Origin of the sequence: Pseudomonas mucidolens, from assembly GCF_900106045.1 — a bacterium.
GTDB classification, from domain to species: Bacteria; Pseudomonadota; Gammaproteobacteria; order Pseudomonadales; family Pseudomonadaceae; genus Aquipseudomonas; species Aquipseudomonas mucidolens.
In genome coordinates, this window is record NZ_LT629802.1 from 4653526 (window position 1) to 4671682 (window position 18157).

The following is an 18157-nucleotide window of genomic DNA, read 5'->3' on the forward strand; positions in this document are numbered from 1 at the left end:
TCTTGAACAGCTGCCGACACTTACAACTTCGGACCCGCGGCCTTGATCGCATCGCTCACTTCAAACTTCTTGAAGTTTTCAACGAACAGACCCGCCAGCGCCTTCGCCGCTTCGTCGTAAGCGGCCTTGTCAGCCCAGGTGTTACGTGGGTTCAACAAGCCGGTCTCAACGCCCGGCACGTTCAATGGCACGTCCAGGTTGATGGTGTCGAGGTGCTCGGTTTGCGCACCGATCAACGCGCCGCTCTGGATCGCAGCAATCACCGCACGGGTGGTTGGGATGTTGAAGCGCTTGCCAACGCCGTAGCCGCCGCCGGTCCAGCCCGTGTTGACCAGGTAGACCTTGGAGCCGAAACCACGGATGCGCTTGATCAGCAGCTCTGCGTATTCGCCTGCCGGACGCGGGAAGAACGGGGCGCCGAAGCAGGTGGAGAACGTCGACTTGATGCCGCTGCCCGAACCCATTTCAGTCGAGCCCACCAGTGCGGTGTAGCCGGACAGGAAGTGGTAGGCCGCTTGTTCTTCGTTGAGGATCGACACCGGTGGCAGCACGCCAGTCAGGTCGCAGGTCAGGAAGATAACCGCGTTCGGTTCGCCGCCCAGGTTCTGTTCGGAACGCTTGGCCACGTGCTCCAGCGGGTAAGCGGCACGGCTATTCTGGGTCAGGCTGACATCGGCGTAATCGGCGTGCTTGGCCTCGTCGATCACGACGTTTTCCAGTACCGCGCCGTGCTTGATGGCTTTCCAGATAACCGGCTCGTTCTTCTCCGACAGGTCGATGCACTTGGCATAGCAACCGCCTTCGATGTTGAACACTACGCCTTCGCCCCAGCCGTGTTCGTCGTCACCGATCAGGTAACGGCTTTCATCGGCCGACAGGGTGGTCTTGCCAGTACCCGACAGACCGAAGAACAAGGTCACGTCGCCCGCTTCGCCGATGTTGGCGGCACAGTGCATCGGCAGCACGTCGACGGCCGGCAGCAGGAAGTTCTGCACCGAGAACATGGCTTTTTTCATTTCGCCGGCGTAACGCATGCCAGCGATCAGCACTTTCTTCTGCGCAAAGTTGATGATCACGCAACCGTCGGAGTTGGTGCCGTCACGTTCTGGAACGCACTCGAAGTTGGCCACGTTGAGGACCTGCCATTCTTCACGGCCAGCCGGGTTGTACTGGGCAGGATTGATGAACAGGCAACGGCCGAACAGGTTCTGCCAGGCGGTCTGGGTGGTCATCTTCACTGCCAGGTAGTGATCCTGGGCAGCGCCTACATGCACGTGGGAAACAAAATGCTCTTGCGCGTTGTTGAATGCTTCGACGCGCGCCCACAGCGCGTCAAACTTGTCGGCCGGGAACTTGCGGTTGATCGGGCCCCAGGCGATAGCAGCCTGGGTCGATGGCTCTTCAACGATGAAACGGTCGACCGGCGAACGACCGGTACGGTGACCGGTACGTACGACCAGCGCGCCAGTATCGGCAAGCTCGCCTTCACCGCGCTGCAGGGCTTCTTTGACCAGATCGTCAACACTCAGATCGGTGTATACGGCGTTATTGGCTTGCGTCATGAGGTTCCCCGTCGGCCTATGGCCGAGTGCTCCAAACGTTTTGTAGTAGAAAGTTGCGCACTACTACCGCGAAAAAAGTGGGCCGGATTATGCCAGAAAAGCCCAAAAAAAGTAGGGCCCTCCCGTCAGAACGCCTCTAATCCGGCATCTGACAGGTAATTTACCTGTGCTTAAACGTTTTAGTGGCGGGTGTCAGAGGGGCTGTCGACACCCGCTCCGGCGAACAATTGAGCGACATCGGCAGTATCGAACAGGTAGCGCTGGTTGCAGAACTGGCAGTCGATTTCGATATGTCCACCGTGTTCCACCACCAGGTTCTGCGCATCTTCCAGACCCAGACTGACCAGGGCGTTGGCCGAGCGTTCGCGAGAGCAACTGCAATGGAAACGCAGGCTCTGCGCATCGAACAGACGCACGGCTTCCTCGTGATAGAGGCGGTGCAGGATGGTTTCGTTGTCCAGGCCCAGCAACTCTTCAGCCGTCAGAGTACCAGCGAGGGCAGTGAGGTTGCGCCAGCTTTCGGCGCGGTCATCGTCGTCCTTGATACGGTCAGCCGGCAATTGCTGCAGCAGCAGGCCACGCGCGCGCTTGCCATCGGCGTTGAGCCAGAAGCACGTGTTTACCTGCTGGGACATGACGAAATAGTTGGTGAAGCAGTCGGACAGGGTTTCGCCGTCCAGATCAACAATTCCTTGATAACGCTGGCCTTCGGTCGGATCGACAGTGAGCGCCAGCACACCGTTGGGCATCAGGTCCGCCAGGCTCGCATCCGCAGCGATCTGGTCGGCTTCGTAACGCGCCAGCCCACGGATTTCCCGTTCGCTGGAACACTCGATCATGAGCAGAGGAATCGGGCCTTCGGAGCGAGCCTGAAGGATCAGCAAACCATCGAACTTCATCGTGCCGACCAACAGCGCGGCTGCCGCCATCAACTCACCGAGCAGTTGCGCGACCGGCTCCGGATAGGCGTGTTTGGCGAGGACTTCGGCATAGCTGCGCTCCAGGCCAACGAACTCGCCGCGAGTGTCGTTTTCGTCAAAGAGGAAGCGTTGGGTGAAGTCGGTGTCCGGTAAATCAGTCATAGGTCTGGGTATCTGAGTTGATGACAATGTTTCTAGAATCATGCTTTCGGCACCATTTTGGTGCGAGCATCTTCCGCAATGGGAAGCGCTAAAAGAGCCAAGAGAACACAGTTTATGAACAATCCGGGTTTGTTCCAAGCCAAGTGGAACCTCGGGCGGTTGACCCTGTGCAATTTCCTGGCGCTGGGGCTGTTAGGTTTTTGGCTGTGGCCCGCGGGCCAGGTGCTCTGTGTGATTTTCGACGAGTGGCTGTTTCATCGGCTCAACGATCCGTTGGCCACCAGCCCGACCTGGCTGCATGGATGAGCCGTCGCCAGCCTGCGACCCGTTGATGCAATCGTCGGAGTGATCCTGCTGAGGCTGTTGATTCGTGGCAATGGGGTGTTCAAGGCGGTTCAGGTACGCCAGGCGTTCTTCGGCTTCCAGGCCATTTTGCTGCTGTTGCTGTTTATCCGCCTGCTGTTTTCCAAACTCGCGGCACACATGGGCTGGCAACACAGCAGCCCGTCGATGGTGATCAGCGGTGCGATTCAGATGAGTGACGACTTTCCCGGACTGGAAAAAACCTGGGAACTGAAAGACCGCTCCAGCCAGAGTTTCCCCGCTGACCATGCGTCGGTGCTATTGATCTGGGGGATGTTCATGAGCGTGTTCGCCAAGCGGATCGGGCAGTTTGTGGTGATCTGGGGCCTCGAACTGCTGTTTATGATGCCGCGCCTGGCGGCGGGCGCACAGCGGTTAGTCGTCATTGCCGCTGCCGCGAAACTTGAACAGGTCCCGCCGCTGTTTCTTGCTGGGCTTGCCGTCCGTGCTCATGCCCAGCGCGCCGGCCTTGCGCAGCGCCGTCGCATTTTCGCGCTTGGCGATGCTGGCTTCGGTTTCGCGGTACAACGTCTGCGCTTCGGGTGCTCCGCGACGTACGATGGATAACGCCTGAACCACCACCGTGCGCTCGTCGAACCCGATGCGAATCTGCAACTCGTCACCCACGCGCGGTTCCTTGCCCGGTTTGCAGCGCTCGCCCCGACAATGCACCTTGCCACTCTCGATAGCGGCCTTGGCCAAGGCACGGGTCTTGTAGAAGCGCGCCGCCCATAGCCACTTGTCCAGACGGACCTTTTCTTCCTCTTCGTGCTTCTGCGCCACTTGAATTCCTCACTCTGAAAAATGTCGCAACTTTAACCTTGGAAGCCTTCGACGCATAAACCTTTGGGCTCACCTAAGATACACAAGGTCAAAACCCGTTCCAGCGAGGATAACCCGTGACCGATGTTCCGACTTCACTCACCTCGCCCAACCAAGGTTGCGCGGGTGGCCAGCAAAGTGAGCCGCAGGGTGTCGAGTTTGCCTTTGCCGACGAACACAATTTCCCGCTGAATCGACTGATTTTTGAAACCCTGGAAAACGAACACATAGATAACTATCGCCATTTGACGAATATTCTGCGTGAATACCGCGAATTCGGCTTCATGACCGCGATCGATGACTTCGGCGCGGGCCATTCAGGCCTGAATCTGCTGGCCGATTTCCAACCTGACCTGATCAAACTCGACATGGCGCTGATTCGCGATGTCGACCGTGATCGTGTTCGGCAGGTGATCGTGCGGGGATTGTCACAATCTGTGAGCAGTTGGGCGTTACTGTCATCGCCGAAGGCATCGAAAGTGCCGGCGAACGGGACTTTCTATACGACTGTGGAGTATTTCTGATGCAAGGCTATTGGTTCGCCAGGCCGGCATTCAAAGCTCTGCCCGAGATTGCCGCGCAAGCCTGGGCGACTCATTTTGCGGTTATTGATAGTGAAGACATTTGATCATTTGACGGTTATCGGTCTGCGCGAGTGGGTGGCGCTTCCCGATCTGGGGGTCGCGGGCCTGCGCGCGAAGATCGACACTGGTGCCAGCACCTCCAGCCTGCACGCCACCGACATCGAGCCTTTTGAGCGCGACGGTGAGAAATGGCTGCGTTTCACCGCGCACCTGGGCAGCGTGGTGCAACTGCGTCACCGCCGCTGCGAAGCGCCGCTGGTGACGATGAAAACCATTAAAAGCTCCAACGGCCAGGCGCAGGTGCGCTACGTCATCAGCACGACCCTGGCGCTGGGTGATCGAGTGTGGCGGGTGCAATTCACTCTGGCCTGCCGAAAAAGCATGCGTTACCGCCTGTTACTAGGCTCCAAAGCCCTGATCGACGGCCAATTGGTGGTCAATCCCGGGCTCAAGTACGTTCAAGACAAGCCGGTGTTCCCGGTCTCTACTATTGCTGCCACAGGTGTTGCATGAAGATCGCTGTGCTGTCGCGAAATCCGCGTCTGTATTCCACCCGCCGCCTGGTCGAAGCCGGCACCGAACGTGGCCACGAGATGGTGGTGATCGATACGTTGCGTGCCTATATGAACATTGCCAGTCATAAGCCGCAGATCCACTACCGGGGCAAACCCCTCGAAGGCTTCGATGCGGTGATCCCGCGCATCGGTGCTTCGGTGACGTTCTACGGCTGCGCGGTGCTGCGCCAGTTTGAAATGATGGGCGTGTTTCCCCTCAACGAATCGGTAGCCATTGCCCGTTCCCGGGATAAGTTGCGCTCCCTGCAACTGCTGTCACGCCGCGGTATCGGTTTGCCGGTCACCGGGTTTGCCCACTCCCCTGACGACATTCCCGACCTGATCGAGATGGTCAACGGCGCACCGTTGGTTATCAAGGTACTGGAAGGCACACAAGGCATCGGCGTGGTGCTATGTGAAACAGCCACGGCGGCGGAATCGGTGATCGAGGCGTTCATGGGCCTCAAGCAGAACATCATGGTCCAGGAATACATCAAGGAAGCCGGCGGCGCCGATATCCGTTGCCTGGTGGTGGGTGACAAGGTGATTGCAGCCATGAAGCGCCAGGCCAAGCCCGGTGAGTTTCGCTCCAACCTGCATCGCGGTGGTAGCGCCAGCCTGATCAAGATCACGCCGGAAGAACGCATGACTGCCCTGCGAGCAGCCAAGGTGATGGGCCTGAGCGTCGCGGGCGTGGATATCCTGCGTTCGAATCATGGGCCATTGGTGATGGAAGTGAACTCGTCACCGGGCCTGGAAGGGATTGAAACCACCACCGGCAAGGACGTGGCGGGGATCATCATTCAGCATCTTGAGAAAAACGGTGGACCGAACATGACTCGGACCAAGGGGAAGGGTTAGGAAGGCAGTTACAAGCTGCAAGAAAGAGCTAAACAATATGCTTTTTCTTGCAGCTTGCAGCCTATTACCACCTAGACCGCATCCCGCGGCAACATCAGGCCCAGCGGCAAGCGTACCCGTGCTTCCAAACCGCCGTCAGTGCGGTTGCGTAGCTCAACATTGCCGCCATGCATCGAGGCAATCCGCCGCACAATGGCCAGTCCCAGGCCGGTACCTTTGCCACCACGGGCCCGATCGCCACGGGTGAAGGGATTAAAAATGCCTTCCAGTTCCGCCGGATCAATCCCCGCGCCCCGGTCCATGACACTCAATACTACGTAGGGAGCACTGGTGTCGCCCGATACATAGGCGGCGACTTCGACGTCAGAGCCTGCGTGATTCAAGGCGTTGCCGATCAGGTTATTCAACAACCGTTTCATCGAGACCCGGCGCAATGCGAACGGCTGGATCGGCTCCAGGCGCAGACGCACCTGCTCGCCGTTCTGGTTATACGGCGCCACGACCTCACGCACCAGATCGGTCAGGTCGACCTCTTCCACCACCTCATCACGTCCATCACGGATGAACGCCAGGAACTGATCAAGAATCGCGTCCATGTCTTCGATATCACGGACCATGTCATCGGTAAGGTCCGTGTGGTCGCCCATCAGTTCCAGGGAAAGCCGCAGGCGCGTCAGCGGTGTGCGCAAATCATGGGAAACGCCCGCAAGCATCAGCTCACGTTCTCGACCGGCCTGTTCGACATCTTCGGCCATCTGGTTGAACGCGCTATAGACCTCGGTCATTTCGCTGGGCGTGTCACTGATAGGCAGGCGAACACTGCGCCCCTGCCCCAATTGCCTGGCCGCAAACACCAGCCGTTTGAGCGGCTGGTTGAGCTGGCGCACGAAAATCCACGCCGACGCCGTTGAAAGCAAGCCGATCGCCAGGAACCAACCCAGCACATTCCAGATTTTCTGCCCGCGCAGCGGATGCGGATACAACGGCACTTTCAGCCAGCCATCTCCCAGGCTTGGCGCCCGCACCCAGAGTGCCGGCGAGACATGCATGCGCAGGCGCACTTCGGTGTCCTCGCCCAGTTCGGACTGCATCTGCCGCTGGTAGATTTCGCTGTAGGGCCAATGTTGCTCGCCTTCCGGCACACCGGCGCCGACCACACGGGTGAGCGTCGCCGCCTGGGCGATCTTCTCGCGGTTTTCCGGCTCGGCAGCCCAATACGCACGTAACGTCAGGGCAACCCCATGGCTGTACTGGCGATCCACCAGTACGTCTTCGTTCATCAACAGATAAACCAGGGTCAGCGCCTTGGAAAACAGCACGACAATAAGCACCAGCCAAAGGGTGCGGGAGAAAAAGCTTTGCGGGAACCACAGCGGGGTTTTCATAGGAGACGGCTAGACACCTTGCAGGAACGAGCAACGCTCGCAGAATTGCAGACGCCGGGCATCCCGCCGACCTCATGGGGTCGAAAACCGGAGTGCCCGCATGTGCAAATCATGGATTACTTGGTAGCAGCACCATCCGGCACAAATACGTAGCCCACCCCCCACACCGTCTGGATATAACGTGGCTTGGAAGGATCAGGCTCGATCATCCGGCGCAGACGGGAGATCTGCACGTCGATTGAGCGCTCCAGGGCGTCCCATTCGCGGCCACGGGCCAGATTCATCAACTTGTCACGTGTGAGCGGCTGACGAGCATTCATCACCAGCGCCTTGAGCACCGCGAACTCGCCAGTGGTAAGCATGTGAACTTCGTCGCCACGCTTGAGCTCACGAGTTGCCAGTGACAGCTCGTAGTCACCAAAGCTCACGCTTTCATCTTCGCTGCCCGGAGCACCCGGCACCGGAGCGGCCTGACGGCGCAACACAGCCTTGACCCGAGCCATCAACTCATCGGGGTTGAACGGCTTGGCCAGGTAATCGTCGGCGCCCAGTTCGAGCCCCTTGATGCGGCTCAGCTCGTCACCCTTGGCGGTCAGCATGATGATCGGAATCTGGTTATTGTTGCTGCGCAGGCGTTTGCAGGCCGTCAGGCCGTCTTCGCCAGGCAACATCAGGTCAAGCACGACCAGGTTGAAGACTTCGCGCCCCAGCAGGCGGTCCATCTGTTCAGTGTTCGGCACCGCGCGGGCACGGTAGCCCTTGGAGGTGAAGAACCGCTCCAGCAGGCTGCTCAGCCCCGGATCATCATCAACGATGAGAATTTTTTCGCCTTCAGCAGTTTGTGCAGTGCTGCTCATTAGATGCTCCTCTTATCTCGGCGCGCATTATGGCTTAGCTGCCGTTATACGCACGGTGCGCATTGTTAGCAGATTTTTCTCCTACCACCCGCGAACCTGCGCCCTGCAACCATCGGCGCGATCCCCCCCAAGGCCGGAACGCTGGTTATAATGCGCCGCCCTTGTGCAGGGCAACGATAGATCGTTGCCGATTGCTGCCAGGTTGTTTTTTCATCCATTGTCGTGACTTTTTCGATTTCGAGGGTCAATAGGCTGCCTCTTGACCCAGGCAGCGGCGCCAGTCGGGCCGCTCAACCAGCCTCGCACAGCCTTGTTTTCCGGGCATGCGAGGCTGCTTTCAGACTTTCAGGTGGTTTTATGGACAGCATCAACAGCCGCATCGCCGAGGAACTCGGTGTACGCCCACAACAGGTCGAAGCGGCCGTCGCTCTACTGGATGAAGGCTCCACCGTGCCCTTCATCGCCCGTTACCGTAAAGAAGTGACCGGCAGCCTCGACGATATCCAGTTGCGTCATCTGGAAGAGCGCCTGCGCTACCTGCGAGAACTCGACGAACGGCGTCTGAGCATCCTCGCCAGCATCGAGGAACAGGGCAAGTTGACCCCACAACTCGAGCGCGACATCAAGCTCGCCGACACCAAGACCCGTCTTGAAGACTTGTACCTGCCCTACAAACAGAAGCGCCGCACCAAGGGCCAGATCGCCCTGGAAGCCGGCCTGGGTGAGTTGTCCGACGCTCTGTTCAACGACCCGTCGCTGACCCCGGACGTCGAAGCCGCACGCTTCGTGGATACTGAAAAAGGCGTCGCGGACGTCAAGGCTGCCCTTGAAGGCGCCAAGTACATCCTCATGGAGCGCTTCGCCGAAGACGCCAACCTGCTGGAAAAACTACGCAACTACCTGAAACAAGAAGCCATCCTCAGCGCTCGCGTGATCGCCGGCAAGGAAGAGGAAGGCGCCAAGTTCCGCGACTATTTCGAACACGACGAGCCGCTCAAGAGCATGCCGTCGCACCGTGCACTCGCCATTTTCCGTGGCCGCAACGAAGGTATTCTCAGCTCGGCGCTGAAAGTCGGTGAAGAGTTGCCGGGCACCATGCACCCGTGTGAAGGCATGATCGGTCAACAATTCGGCATCCAGAATCAGAATCGTCCTGCCGACAAGTGGCTGGGCGAAGTCGTGCGCTGGACCTGGAAGGTCAAGCTCTACACCCACCTGGAAACCGACCTGCTCGGCGAATTGCGCGACGGCGCCGAAACCGAAGCAATCAATGTGTTTGCCCATAACCTGCACGACCTGCTGCTGGCCGCGCCGGCCGGTCCGCGCGCCACGCTGGGGCTGGACCCGGGCCTGCGCACCGGTTGCAAGGTCGCCGTGGTCGACGCCACCGGCAAGCTGCTGGACCACGCGACGGTCTACCCCCACGTTCCGCACAACAAGTGGGACCAGACCCTCGCGATCCTAGCCGCCCTGTGCGCCAAGCATGCGGTGGACCTGATCGCCATCGGCAACGGCACCGCCAGCCGCGAGACCGACAAGCTCGCGCAGGAGCTGATCAAAAAATATCCAGGCATGAAGATGACCAAGGTCATGGTTTCCGAGGCAGGCGCTTCGGTGTACTCGGCGTCGGAACTGGCTTCCAGGGAATTCCCGGATCTCGACGTATCGATCCGTGGCGCCGTGTCCATCGCCCGCCGCCTGCAGGACCCACTGGCGGAACTGGTGAAAATCGACCCGAAATCCATCGGTGTCGGCCAATACCAGCACGACGTGTCGCAGCTGAAACTGGCACGCGGCCTGGACGCGGTGGTTGAAGACTGTGTGAACGCCGTCGGTGTCGACGTGAACACCGCATCGGTCGCGTTGCTGGCACGTATTTCCGGCCTCAATGCCACCCTGGCGCAGAACATCGTCGCCCACCGCGACGAAAACGGTGCGTTCAAGACCCGTGCCGCGCTTAAAAAGGTCCCGCGCCTGGGGGAAAAAACCTTTGAACAAGCTGCCGGCTTCTTGCGTGTAATGAACGGTGATAACCCACTGGATGCTTCCGCGGTCCACCCGGAAGCCTATCCGCTGGTACAGCGCATCGCCGCGCAAACCGACCGCGACATTCGCTCGTTGATCGGCGACGCGGCCTTTCTCAAGCGCCTGGACCCAAAACAATACACCGACGAAACCTTCGGCGTACCGACCATCACCGACATCCTCCAGGAGCTTGAAAAGCCTGGCCGCGATCCGCGTCCGGAATTCAAGACCGCCGAATTCCAGGAAGGCGTCGAGGACCTCAAGGACCTGCAACCGGGCATGATCCTTGAAGGCGTGGTGACCAACGTGACCAACTTCGGCGCGTTCGTGGATATCGGCGTGCATCAGGACGGTCTGGTGCATATCTCCGCGCTTTCGGAAAAATTCATCAAGGACCCGCGCGAAGCGGTGAAGGCCGGTGACGTGGTCAAGGTCAAGGTCATGGAAGTCGACATCCCGCGTAAACGCGTCGGGCTGTCGATGCGCATGAGCGACACCCCAGGCGAGAAAGTCGACGGCGCCCGCGGCTCGCGTCCAGGTTCGGCGCCACGCCAGTCCCAAGGCAATGCACCGCGCAAGGAAAGCGCCGCGCCGGCTCCGAGCAACAACGCCATGGCTTCGTTGTTCGCCAATGCCAAACAGCTGAAGAAACGCTGATGGAGCTGCCCACCGGATTGACCCATAGCGCCTTCAGCGAACTGCTCGGCTGCCGTCTGCAACGCCTCGACCAAGGCGTGGCCGAGGTGGCCCTGACCCTGGAGCCGTCACTGCGCAACCGCGCGGGCAAACTCCACGGCGGGGCGATTTTCAGCCTGGTGGACATTGCGATGGGGCTGGCCTGTTCCAGCAGCCATGGCTTTGACCAGCAGAGCGCGACCATCGAGTGCAAGATCAACTACATCCGTGCGGTGGAAGATGGCGATGTACTGTGCATCGCCCGGGTGATTCACCCAGGCCGACGCACGCTGGTGGTCGAAGCTGAGGTGCATCAGGGTGAAAAACTGGTCGCAAAAGCACAAGGCACCTTCGCAGTCCTATAGCTCCCTGTCATCGATTTGAGTTAATTTCGGCGCTGCGAAAGTTGCGCCGGATTTTTCTTCCTGCGCGAGAGCCAGGCGCAAGAACGACGCGGCACTTTCCGAGCGGGTCATTAGGACTCGAAAACCAGGCGATAACGCCAGTTTCCACTTCACCCTTGTAGACCGTCTTGCCCACCCCCATATTGGGGCGACTGACGCGTGAAGGAATCCAACTTGAGCGAACTTCTCAACCGCCGCCTGGCCCTGCTCGGCAAGCACGAACACCTCTCTTTGCTTGAGCAATGCCTGCATGGCATCGAGCGCGAATGCCTGCGCGTCACCGGCGAAGGCCGACTGGCACAAACGCCGCATCCCGAGGCCCTGGGCGCAGCACTGACCCACGAACGGATCACCACCGACTACTCGGAGTCGTTGCTGGAGTTCATCACGCCTGCGCTGGCCAACCCGGCGGACACCCTGAGCAGCCTCGATGAAATCCATCGCTATGCCTACAGCAAGCTCGGCAACGAGTACCTGTGGAGCCCATCGATGCCGTGCCCGCTGCCGGCCGAGGAAGATATTCCGATTGCCTACTACGGCACCTCCAACATCGGGCAGCTCAAGTACGTGTACCGCAAGGGCCTGGCGCTGCGCTACGGCAAGTCCATGCAGTGCATCGCCGGGATCCACTACAACTTTTCCCTGCCGGAAAAGCTCTGGCCGCTGCTTAAGGAAGCCGAAGGTTTTGTCGGTACCGACCGCGACTACCAGTCCACGGCCTATATCGCCCTGATCCGCAATTTCCGGCGCTACAGCTGGCTGCTGATGTACCTGTTCGGTGCCTCGCCAGCGCTGGACGCCGGATTTCTGCGCGGCCGCTCGCATCAGCTCGAACAGTTCGATGCCGACACCCTGTACCTGCCGTACGCCACCAGCCTGCGCATGAGCGACCTGGGTTACCAAAGCAATGCCCAGGCCGGGCTGACGCCTTGCTACAACGATCTGCTCAGCTACACCGACAGCCTGCGCAAAGCGGTGGCGACACCTTATGCGCCTTACGTGGAAGTGGGAACCCACAAGGACGGTGAGTGGATTCAGCTCAACACCAACATCCTGCAGATCGAAAACGAGTACTACTCCAACATCCGCCCCAAGCGCGTGACCTATACCGGCGAACGCCCGATCCAGGCGCTGATGGCCCGTGGCATCCAGTACATCGAAGTGCGCTGCCTGGATATCAACCCGTTCCTGCCGATGGGGATCGATCTGCCCGAATCGCGCTTTCTCGACGCATTCCTGCTGTATTGCGCGCTGAACGACAGCCCGTTGTTTGCCGACAATGAGTGCAACAACGCCACCTCCAACTTCCTCAGCGTGGTCAAGGAAGGTCGGCTCCCGGGCCTGCAGTTGCAGCGTCATGGCCAATCGGTGGACATGAAGGAATGGGCGAGCGAGTTGCTGGAGAAGATTGCCCCGTTGGCGGCGCTGCTCGATGAAAGTCATGGCCTCAACGAACACAGCCAAGCCCTGGATGCGCAACTGGACAAGGTCAAGGACCCGTCCCTGACCCCGTCTGCCCAGGTACTGGCGGCCATGCGCGAACACAAAGAGAGCTTCGCCCAATTCTCCCTGCGCCAGAGCCAGGCACACGCCGATTTCTTCCGCCGTGAACCCTTGCCCGCCGACGAACAAACCCGCTTTGAAGAACTGGCGCGCACATCGCTGGCGCACCAGGCGGAGCTGGAACAGAACGAAGTGGGGGATTTCGATGTGTTTGTCGGGGCTTACCAGGCCAGCATTCTCGCGATCAGCAACTAAGGCCGGCAGACCTGTGGCAAGGGGGCTTGTCTTGTGGCAAAGGGGCCTGTCTTGTGGCGAGGGGGCTTGTCCCCCGTTGGGCTGCGCAGCAGCCCTAAAACCTGCCACCCGGTTGACTGGACGAACGGGGAGACCTTTTTGGGGCTGCTGCGCAGCCCAACGGGGGACAAGCCCCCTCGCCACAGGAGATTTTCAGCCTTGAATGAACGGCGTTTCGGCGAGCCCCTCGCCAAAAAAACCGATGCTTTTAGCGAACCAGATGCAAGAACTGCAAGTGCCGTTCGTACTGGTCAAGGATGTCGTTGATGATCTGCTCCTTGGTGTAGCCCACCAGATCATAGTCCTGGCTGCCCTCGCTCAGGTGCACTTCCGCCCGGTAGTAGCGACGGTTGTTGATCTCTTTTGCGCCCATTCCGCCACGGGCGAAGGACGGCGTGAAGTAGCCGCGCATCTGCACCTGGTAGACGAACGGACGCTCCTCACCATGACCGATCTCCAGACTGACACTGTCGTTGGACGGGTCAGGTTGGGTAACGACGTTAAGGCCTTTCTCGACAAACACCGCTGTCACTTCTTCAATCGCCGGGCGCACGGTGGTTTCGAGGAATCGGTACACCTCATCCCGCGACGGGAAATGCACGGCCTGGCTCAGGCGCTGACGCCAGCCGCCGCGGCCACGGCGCGAAACGGAGACCGGTGCCAACGAATGCAACTGGGCGATCTGCTTCTGGGACTCGAGGTAGAAGGCCTTGTGCAGCCCCCACATCATCAACAACAAGATCATCGAGAACGGCAGCGAGGTCAGCACCACCGCCGACTTGAGCGAGTCGATGCTGCCGGAAAACAGCAAGGCGCTGGTCACCAGCGCAGTCATGGCCCCCCAGAACACCCGCAGCCACTTCGGCCCGTCTTCATCCGCATTGCCGCCTTTGGACGACAGGGTGGAAAGCACCACGGTGCCGGAATCGGCCGAGGTGACGAAGAACACGAAGCTGATAAACACCGTGACCGCAATCACGGTCTTGCTCCACGGGTAGGTTTCCAGCAGCAGGTAGAGACTCATCGACGGATCGTCGATGGCCGATTGACCCAACGCAACCATGCCGTGGTTGAGCACCTGGTCGATGGCACTGTTGCCGAAGATCGACATCCAGGCCAGGGTGAAGCCCAGCGGGATCAACAGCACACCGAAGACGAATTCACGGATGGTCCGGCCACGGGAAATGCGCGCAATAAACAGGCCCACGAACGGCGACCATGCGATCCACCAGGCCCAATAAAACACGGTCCAGCCACCGAGCCACTCGCTGGGCTCATTGTAGGCATAGACGTCGAAACTCTTGGTCGGCAAAGCGCCTAGGTAATCTCCGATGTTCTGGATCAGGGTGTTGAGCAAGTGCTGGGTCGGCCCGGCGAACAACACGAACAGCAACAGCGCGCAGGCTAGCAGCATGTTGATATCGGACATCACCCGCACACCCTTGTCGACGCCAGCGACGGCGACGAGGATCGCGGCGCCCATCATCAACGTGATCAGGCCGACCTGGACCCATTGGGTGTGGGCAATGCCAAACAGGTAATCCAGGCCCGAGTTGAGGTGCAGCACCCCAAACCCCATGTCCGCGCCCAGGCCGAACACCGTGGCGATGATACCGAAGCCGTCCACCGCATAGCCGATGGGGCCATTGATGCGCTTGCCGATCAGCGGGTACAGCGCCGAACGCAACGCCAGCGGCAGGTTGTGCCGATAGGCGAAATACGCCAGGGCCATGCCGACAAACGCAAACACCCCCCAGCCGTGCAGGCCCCAGTGCAGAAACAGGATCTGCATGGATTGGCGCGCCGCCTCGGCATTCAGCGCTTCGCCTTGGGGCGGTTGCACCAGATGGGTCAAAGGCTCAGAGACGCAGAAGAAGAACAGCGTGATGCTGATCCCGGCGGCGAACAACATGCCAGCCCAGGACAGGTAACTGAATTCGGGCTCGTCGTGGTCGGCACCGAGTTTGATCTTGCCGTAGCCAGACAACGCGGTGACCACCACGAAGACCAGATACAGGGTCATCGCCAGCATGTAGTACCAGCCGACCGTGTTGGCCGCCCAGTTTTGCGCCGCCAGCAACCAGGCGCCGGCCTGCTCCGGGATCGCGATGACCGTGAGGCCGAACAGCAGGATGAAACTTGCGGCGAAGTAAAACACCGGCGCATTCATGCGCACCAGGCCGCTGGAAGGAATAGACGATGCACTCATGAAAAGCACACCTCGGATGGGGCGGTAAAAAACGGACTCAGCAAAGATAAGCCTCCTGTTGTGACCGGGCAGCGAACCACCGATTTAACTTGAACGAGCGATCAAGTTAAACATGAATAGGCAGTCTGGGACTAATCTCAGAGCCGAGCGGTAGGTCATTCCTACACTAGCTCAAGGACAGCTATGACGTGCGCGGATGACAAACGTTCAGTGCTCGACAGACAAGCCCGAGGCGATCTGTGCCCCAACTGAATATCGACGCTGACAGCCGAATTGACAGTTGCCCCCTGAAAAACGCCTGCCTATAGTCCGCTTATCTCTTAAACACCCGTGCGTAGCCATGATCAAACAACAGCTCGACCGCTTTAATCGTCTGGAACTGCTCGGCGGTGCCACCGCCCTGGAAAAACTCGAACGACTGTCGACCTGGCTGGGGCGCGATATCTACATCAAGCGCGACGACACCACGCCGCTGGCCATGGGCGGTAACAAGCTGCGCAAACTCGAATACCTCGCCGCCGATGCTCTCGCCCAAGGGGCCGACACCCTGATCACCGCTGGCGCTATCCAGTCCAACCACGTGCGCCAGACGGCCGCTCTCGCCGCCAGGCTAGGTCTGGGCTGCGTTGCACTGTTGGAAAACCCCACGGGTACTGAAGACGCCAATTACCTGAGCAACGGCAATCGACTGCTGGTGGAGTTGTTCGACGCCAAGGTCGAATTGGTCGAGAACCTGGACAACGCCGACGAGCAACTCAACGCCCTGGCCGAGCGCTTGCGCAACAACGGCAAAAATCCCTATCTGGTACCGATCGGCGGCTCCAACGCGCTCGGCGCCCTGGGTTATGTCCGCGCGGGCCTGGAGTTGGCCGCGCAGATCGAAAACAGCGGCATTCAATTCGCCGCCGTGGTCCTGGCTTCCGGCAGCGCCGGCACCCACAGCGGCCTGGCGCTGGCATTAAGTGAGGTATTGCCGGACTTGCCAGTGATCGGCGTCACCGTCTCGCGCACCGACGAAGCCCAGCGTCCCAAAGTACAAGGCCTGGCCGAGCGCGCGGCCGAGTTGTTGGGCGTGCAGGTGCCCGACGCGTTCAAGGTGATCTTGTGGGACGAGTACTTCGCCCCGCGTTATGGCGAGCCCAACGCCGGCACCCTGGCCGCGATCAAACTGCTGGCGAGCCAGGAAGGCATGTTGCTGGACCCGGTCTATACCGGCAAAGCCATGGCCGGATTGCTCGACGGCATCGGGCGCCAGGCGTTTGATGACGGCCCGATCATCTTCCTGCACACCGGCGGAGCGCCGGCATTGTTTGCCTACGACTCGGCGTTCTGATGCACCCGACACCCAACCTAAAACCATCACATATTCAGATAAGAAGTATAAAACTGCCTTTATATTATTTTTAAGACTTTAGCCTTCGCCCTATAGTCGCGCTCCCACAGACCGCGGTTTTAGGGCAGGATACGACCACTGCGTCACCTGCTTCGCTCAACATAAAAAACACAGGGGCTTGTCATGACTATTTCTGTACTGCGTCGCACGTTACTGGTTGGCACATTGGGGCTGGCCCTCGGGGCCGGTTTGCTGGGCCAGGCGGTTGCCGGCGAGCAACTGGACAACATCAAGAAAGCCGGCGTGGTCAAGGTCGGCCTGGAAGGCACCTATCCACCGTTCAGCTTCGTGGACGAAAGCGGCAAGCTCAGCGGCTTTGAGGTCGAGCTGTCCGAAGCCCTGGCCAAGGAGCTGGGCGTCAAGATCAAGCTACAAGCCACGCCGTGGGACGGCATCCTCGCAGCGCTGGAATCCAAGCGTCTGGACGCGGTGGTCAACCAGGTGACCATCTCCGAGGAGCGCAAGAAGAAGTATGACTTCTCCCAGCCTTACACCGTCCCCGGGATCCAGGCGCTGACCCTGAAGGACAACGTCGACAGCATCAAGACCGCCGACGATCTGGCGGGCAAGAAAGTCGGGGTCGGCCTGGGCACCAACTACGAACAATGGCTCAAGGACAACGCACCGAAAGCCATCATCAAGACCTACAACGATGACCCCACCAAATTCCAGGACCTGCGCATCGGCCGCATCGATGCCATTCTGATCGACCGCCTGGCGGCGCTGGAATACGCCAAGAAAGCCCAGGACACCGCTGCCGCCGGCGAACCGTTCTCACGTCAGGAAGCCGGTGTGGCCTTGCGCAAGGGCGAGCCTGAATTGCTCGACGCGGTGAACAAGGCCCTCGACAAACTGCGCGCCGACGGCACCTTGAAGAAGTTGTCCGAAAAATACTTCAACGCTGACGTCACTCAATAATGGAAACAGGTTTCCAACTCGCGCTCGACTCCGCGCCCTTTCTGCTCAAGGGCGCGTACTACACAGTGATTCTTAGCCTCGGCGGGATGTTTTTCGGCTCGCTGCTGGGCTTTGGCCTGGCCTTGATGCGCCTGTCGCGCTTCAAGTTACTGAGTTGGGTCGCCCGGGTCTATGTGTCGTTCTTTCGTGGCACGCCGTTGCTGGTGCAACTGTTCCTGATCTACTACGGTTTGCCGCAAGTCGGCATCGAACTGGATCCGATACCGGCAGCGATGATTGGCTTTTCGCTGAACATGGCTGCCTACGCCTGTGAAATCCTGCGTGCCGCCATCGGTTCGATCGAGCGCGGCCAGTGGGAAGCCGCCGCCAGTATCGGCATGACCCGCGCGCAGACCTTGCGCCGGGCCATCCTGCCGCAGGCCATGCGCACCGCCTTGCCGCCGTTGGGCAACAGCTTTATTTCGCTGGTCAAGGACACCGCGTTGGCCGCCACTATCCAGGTGCCCGAGCTGTTCCGCCAGGCGCAATTGGTCTCGGCCCGAACCTTCGAAATTTTCACCATGTATCTGTCCGCCGCGCTGATTTACTGGGTGCTCGCCAGCGTCCTCGCGCACTTGCAGAACCGGCTGGAAGCACGGGTCAATCGCCATGACCAGGAGTCTTGAA

General features: G+C 59.7%; 14 protein-coding genes and 2 pseudogenes. 10 read left to right on the forward strand and 6 right to left on the reverse strand.

All coding sequences use genetic code 11. The features are described 5' to 3' along the window. Positions 1–20: 20 nt before the first annotated feature. Entirely contained in the window at positions 21–1562 is a 1542-nt protein-coding gene (locus BLU75_RS21415; RefSeq protein WP_084381008.1) for a phosphoenolpyruvate carboxykinase, read from the reverse strand. 179 nt (positions 1563–1741) lie between these two features. Further along, positions 1742–2644 (reverse strand): Hsp33 family molecular chaperone HslO, encoded by a 903-nt coding sequence (gene hslO, locus BLU75_RS21420; RefSeq protein ID WP_084381009.1) that lies wholly within the window; start codon positions 2642–2644, stop codon positions 1742–1744. Between the two features lie 114 nt (positions 2645–2758). Here hslO and BLU75_RS21425 point away from each other — a divergent pair. Then, positions 2759–3376: pseudogene (locus BLU75_RS21425) on the forward strand (phosphatase PAP2 family protein); the annotation flags it as partial. Between the two features lie 6 nt (positions 3377–3382). Here BLU75_RS21425 and BLU75_RS21430 read toward each other — a convergent pair. Further along, positions 3383–3790, reverse strand: a complete 408-nt coding sequence (locus BLU75_RS21430; protein ID WP_084381010.1) for an RNA-binding S4 domain-containing protein — start codon at positions 3788–3790, stop codon at positions 3383–3385. A 206-nt stretch (positions 3791–3996) separates the two neighbouring features. Between BLU75_RS21430 and BLU75_RS21435 the strand changes: the two are divergent. The 3 genes and pseudogenes from BLU75_RS21435 to rimK all read left to right on the forward strand — a co-directional run. Next, a pseudogene (locus BLU75_RS21435) lies at positions 3997–4457 on the forward strand (EAL domain-containing protein); the annotation flags it as partial. Continuing rightward, positions 4444–4926: a retropepsin-like aspartic endopeptidase RimB gene (gene rimB, locus BLU75_RS21440; protein ID WP_084381011.1), complete on the forward strand. Its 483-nt coding sequence runs from the start codon at positions 4444–4446 to the stop codon at positions 4924–4926. The pseudogene BLU75_RS21435 and the gene rimB, both read left to right, overlap by 14 nt. Beyond that, on the forward strand, positions 4923–5828 hold the full coding sequence (gene rimK, locus BLU75_RS21445) for a 30S ribosomal protein S6--L-glutamate ligase (RefSeq protein WP_084381012.1): 906 nt from the start codon (positions 4923–4925) through the stop codon (positions 5826–5828). Before rimB ends, rimK begins: the two co-directional genes overlap by 4 nt. Before the next feature lie 71 nt (positions 5829–5899). On the opposite strand, the gene BLU75_RS21450 is transcribed toward rimK, so the two are convergent. Then, positions 5900–7213 carry an ATP-binding protein gene (locus tag BLU75_RS21450; RefSeq protein WP_084381013.1) on the reverse strand — a complete coding sequence of 438 codons (1314 nt, stop codon included), beginning with the start codon at positions 7211–7213 and terminating at the stop codon, positions 5900–5902. 116 nt (positions 7214–7329) lie between these two features. Further along, on the reverse strand, positions 7330–8070 hold the full coding sequence (gene ompR / locus BLU75_RS21455) for an osmolarity response regulator transcription factor OmpR (protein WP_084381014.1): 741 nt from the start codon (positions 8068–8070) through the stop codon (positions 7330–7332). A gap of 357 nt (positions 8071–8427) precedes the next feature. On the opposite strand from ompR, the gene BLU75_RS21460 reads away from it, so the two are divergent. From BLU75_RS21460 to gshA, 3 genes are all read left to right on the forward strand, one after another. Then, on the forward strand, positions 8428–10752 hold the full coding sequence (locus BLU75_RS21460) for a Tex family protein (RefSeq protein WP_084381015.1): 2325 nt from the start codon (positions 8428–8430) through the stop codon (positions 10750–10752). Next, the gene (locus BLU75_RS21465) at positions 10752–11135 is read left to right on the forward strand and encodes a PaaI family thioesterase (RefSeq protein ID WP_084381016.1); all 384 of its coding nucleotides are present in this window, start codon (positions 10752–10754) and stop codon (positions 11133–11135) included. Before BLU75_RS21460 ends, BLU75_RS21465 begins: the two co-directional genes overlap by 1 nt. A gap of 213 nt (positions 11136–11348) precedes the next feature. Then, positions 11349–12932 (forward strand): glutamate--cysteine ligase, encoded by a 1584-nt coding sequence (gene gshA / locus BLU75_RS21470; RefSeq protein ID WP_084381017.1) that lies wholly within the window; start codon positions 11349–11351, stop codon positions 12930–12932. A 247-nt stretch (positions 12933–13179) separates the two neighbouring features. Here the strand turns inward: gshA and betT are convergent, their stop codons facing one another. Further along, entirely contained in the window at positions 13180–15141 is a 1962-nt protein-coding gene (betT, locus tag BLU75_RS21475; protein WP_165447484.1) for a choline transporter BetT, read from the reverse strand. A gap of 379 nt (positions 15142–15520) precedes the next feature. Here betT and BLU75_RS21480 point away from each other — a divergent pair, with 379 nt between their 5' ends. The 3 genes from BLU75_RS21480 (at position 15521) to tcyL (ending at position 18156) form a co-directional block, all read left to right on the forward strand. Next, positions 15521–16513 (forward strand): D-cysteine desulfhydrase, encoded by a 993-nt coding sequence (locus tag BLU75_RS21480; protein WP_084381788.1) that lies wholly within the window; start codon positions 15521–15523, stop codon positions 16511–16513. A 183-nt stretch (positions 16514–16696) separates the two neighbouring features. Beyond that, complete coding sequence (gene tcyJ / locus BLU75_RS21485) at positions 16697–17491, forward strand: cystine ABC transporter substrate-binding protein (RefSeq protein WP_090221555.1); 795 nt, start codon at positions 16697–16699, stop codon at positions 17489–17491. Next, entirely contained in the window at positions 17491–18156 is a 666-nt protein-coding gene (gene tcyL, locus BLU75_RS21490; protein WP_084381790.1) for a cystine ABC transporter permease, read from the forward strand. Before tcyJ ends, tcyL begins: the two co-directional genes overlap by 1 nt. Position 18157: the final 1 nt, after the last annotated feature.